The organism is Falsiroseomonas oryziterrae, from assembly GCF_021864505.1.
GTDB classification, from domain to species: domain Bacteria; phylum Pseudomonadota; class Alphaproteobacteria; order Acetobacterales; family Acetobacteraceae; genus Falsiroseomonas; species Falsiroseomonas oryziterrae.
This window is the reverse complement of the sequence record NZ_JAKJIB010000405.1, coordinates 1-3,221: the sequence shown is the minus strand read 5'-3', so window position 1 is coordinate 3,221 and position 3,221 is coordinate 1. Positions and strand designations below refer to the sequence as shown.

4 protein-coding genes and 1 pseudogene are annotated in these 3,221 nt (G+C 73.2%); 3 read left to right on the top strand and 2 right to left on the bottom strand.

The annotated features are described in order from the left end of the window. Nucleotides 1-580, bottom strand: a pseudogene (locus L2I40_RS21010) (copper resistance protein); the annotation flags it as partial. After that, nucleotides 577-942: a copper resistance CopC family protein gene (locus tag L2I40_RS21005; protein WP_237217124.1), complete on the bottom strand. Its 366-nt coding sequence runs from the start codon at nucleotides 940-942 to the stop codon at nucleotides 577-579. The pseudogene L2I40_RS21010 and the gene L2I40_RS21005, both read right to left, overlap by 4 nt. A gap of 112 nt (nucleotides 943-1,054) precedes the next feature. Between L2I40_RS21005 and hpxZ the strand changes: the two genes are divergently transcribed. The 3 genes from hpxZ to L2I40_RS20990 all read left to right on the top strand — a co-directional run. Next, nucleotides 1,055-1,465 carry an oxalurate catabolism protein HpxZ gene (hpxZ, locus tag L2I40_RS21000; protein ID WP_237217122.1) on the top strand — a complete coding sequence of 137 codons (411 nt, stop codon included), beginning with the start codon at nucleotides 1,055-1,057 and terminating at the stop codon, nucleotides 1,463-1,465. After that, on the top strand, nucleotides 1,462-2,724 hold the full coding sequence (locus tag L2I40_RS20995) for an NAD(P)/FAD-dependent oxidoreductase (protein ID WP_237217121.1): 1,263 nt from the start codon (nucleotides 1,462-1,464) through the stop codon (nucleotides 2,722-2,724). Before hpxZ ends, L2I40_RS20995 begins: the two co-directional genes overlap by 4 nt. Before the next feature lie 102 nt (nucleotides 2,725-2,826). Next, a partial coding sequence (locus L2I40_RS20990; protein ID WP_237217118.1) for a cold shock domain-containing protein occupies nucleotides 2,827-3,221 on the top strand: 395 nt, incomplete at its 3' end.

Here is a 3,221-nt window from a genome sequence, read left to right as displayed (position 1 = left end):
GGGGGGGCGACCAGGCCTCGACCAGCTCCGCCTGGCCGCGCCGCGCCGCCCAGGCGAGCGGCAGCAGGCTGCCCGTCCAGAACGCGACCGCCAGCAGGTGGAGCGTGACGAGCCCCGCCAGCTCCTGCCGCGGCCGGAACAGCATCGAATGGCCGAGCGCCGCATAGGACGCCGCGACGGCCAGCACTCCGGCGCCCGACAGCGCCTGCGCCACCGGCCCCTGCCGCGCCGCGGCGAGGGCGAGCGCCGAGAGCCCCGCCAGCCGGATCCAGAAGGCGTCCCCGTTGCGCGACGCCATCACCGCCGCCAGCACATCCGGGTCGAAGGCCGAGGCGCCGGCCGTCAGCACCAGTACGCGCAGCGGCAGCACCGCGACGTTCAGCGCGATGCCGGCCAGCGCCGCGCCCAGCAGCCAGCGCTGCAACCGCGCAGCGTCCTCCCGTTCCAGCATCGTCGCGAAACCGAGGCCGAACAGCGCCAGCCCCGCCGCACCCAGCATCGCGACATGGGTGGCCGCCCGCAGCATGACGAAGGCGGCGTCGAGCACGGTCGGGTCGGGCTGGAGATATTCGAGGATCATCGCGGCGCCTCCAGCCGGAATCGCAGCGTCCCGCCGATCTCGTGCCCGTCGGCGGAGATGGCGCGCCACACCGCGCGCCAGGCGCCCGGCGTCAGTTCCCGACCGATCGCCGCCCGGTGCTCCGGCCGCGGCGCCAGGTCGCGTGGGCGTCGCAGCGGCCATTCCGCGCCGTCGGCGGCGAAAAGCCGCAGCGCGGTGAGTTGCACCGGCTCGTTGAAGCGCAGCGCGATCGCTTCCGGCGCGGCCGTCAGCGCCGCACCCTCCGCCGGCTGGCTGCCCAGCAGCAGCGAATGCGCGGCCGCGCCGCGCCCCCCGATCACGCCAAGCGCGGCCAGCGCCGCTCCACGTCTCGTCCAGCTCATCCGGCTCTCCTGCGGGCGGCGCATAGCGGTTCCCACGGAAGGAAGGTCAAGGCCGGCTTTCCGGTTGCGGACCGGCGGGGCAGTCTCGCGCGCGGCAGGGCAGGGGGTGCGCGTGCAGCTCGACGATCCGGTGGTGCTGGCCGAGGTCCGCGCCGTCTTCGACCGCTACGAGGCGGCGCTGATGGCCAATGACAGCGCGGTGCTCGACGAGATCTTCTGGGCCGACCCGCGCACGGTCCGCTTCGGCATCGCCGAGATCCTCTACGGCCATGAGGCGATCCGCGCCTTCCGTGCCAGCGTGAGGCACTATGCGCAGCGCGTGCAGAGGCGCGTGCACATCGTCGCCTTCGGCCGAGACTTCGCGGCCACCCACCTGGAATACGAGCGCGTCGGGACCGGCCTGATCGGGCGGGAGACCAAGATCATGGCGCGGATGCCGGAGGGATGGCGCGTCGTCTCCGCGCATGTCTCGCTCCTCGGCCAGGGCGACCCGGGCCGCGCGATGAAGGAACCGGACAAGTGACGCAGCATGTGGTCGTGATCGGCGCCGGCATCGTCGGTGCCGCCACCGCGCTCGAAGCCCTCTCCGCCGGCTTCCGCGTCACCATCGTGGAGCCCGGCGATCCCGGCGGGGAGCAGGCGGCCTCCTACGGGAATGGCTGCTGGCTCAGCCCGATGTCGGTCATCCCGCCCTCCGTGCCGGGGCTCTGGAAGAAGGTGCCGAAGTTCCTGATGGACCCGCTCGGCCCGCTGGCGATCCGCTGGTCCTACTTCCCGCGCGTCGCGCCCTGGCTGGTGAAGTACCTGCTCGCCGGCTGGACGGAGGAGAAGGTGGAGCGCACCGCGCGCGCCATCCGCCCGCTGCTGTTCGATGCGCCCGCGCTGCACAAGGCGCTGGCCGAGCGCGCCGGCGTCGGCCACCTGATCGAGCGCCGCGGCCTGATGTACACCTACGAAAGCCGCGCCCAGTTCGAGGCGGAGGCGATGGCGTGGCGCATCCGCCGCAAGGTCGGCATCGACTGGCTCGAACTCGACGAGGACGAGATGCGCCAGCGCGAGCCCGACCTCGACCGCCGCTACCGCTTCGGCGTGCTGGTGGAGGAGGGCGGGCATTGCCGCGATCCTGGCGCCTATGTCGGCGCGCTCGTCGCCCAGGCCGTGGCCGAGGGCGCCGCGCTGCGCCGGACCAGGGCGACCGGCTTCCGCATCGAGGGCGGCCGCCTGTGCGCGGTGCTGACCGAGGCCGGCGAGATTCCGGCCGACAGGGCGGTGATCTCGGCCGGCGCCCATTCGAAGCGGCTTTCGGCCGCCGCCGGGTCCGAGGTGCCGCTGGAATCCGAGCGCGGCTACCACGCCATGGTCGCCGATCCGCCGGTCGGGCCTCGCACGCCGATGATGCCCTATGACGGCAAGATGTCGGTGACACTGACGGACCGCGGCCTGCGCTGCGCGGGGCAGGTGGAGATCGCCGGCCTCGACGCCGCGCCCAACTGGAAGCGCGCCGAGATCCTGCGCGACCACCTGCTGCGGAGCTTCCCCGGACTGCCGCGCGACCTGCCGGCCGAGAGGGTGAAGGTCTGGATGGGCCACCGCCCCTCCATGCCGGACGGGCTGCCCTGCCTCGGCCCCGCGGCGGCGAGCCCCGACGTCCTGCTCGCCTTCGGGCATGGGCATGTCGGGCTGGTGGCCGGGCCACGCAGCGCGCGGGTCACGGTGGCGATGCTGGCCGGCCGGACGCCGGAGATCCCGGCGGAGCCGTTCCGGCCCTCGCGATTCGCTTGACTTCGTTTTCCGCTGGCGTTCCGGCGGGGCCAATGCCATGCTGGTAGGTGGCGGCCCTGCATCGTGTCGGGTCGTGTCGTTCTCTACGGATAGATAAGCAACGTGTTTCCCGACAATGAGCAGGGTGGCGACGGCCCGATCGAGGCCGAGGTCAAGTGGTACAACGCCCGCAAGGGCTTCGGCTTCGTCCTCGGCCCGGATGGGCAGGATGTCTTCTTCCACGCTTCGGCCCTGACCGAAGCTGGCATCGAGCCGCCGGAGACCGGCGACAAGCTCAACTGCGAGATCGGAACCGACCGGCAGGGCCGGCGTCTGGTGACCCGCATCCACAGCCTCATCAAGGGCCCCGGCGGCGGCGACCGTCCGCGCGGCGGCTTCGGCGACCGTCCCCCGCGCCGTGACTTCGGCGGCGGTGGCTTCGGCGACCGTCCTCCGCGTCGTGACTTCGGCGGCGGCGGCTTCGGCGATCGTCCCCCCCGGCGCGACTTCGGCGGCGG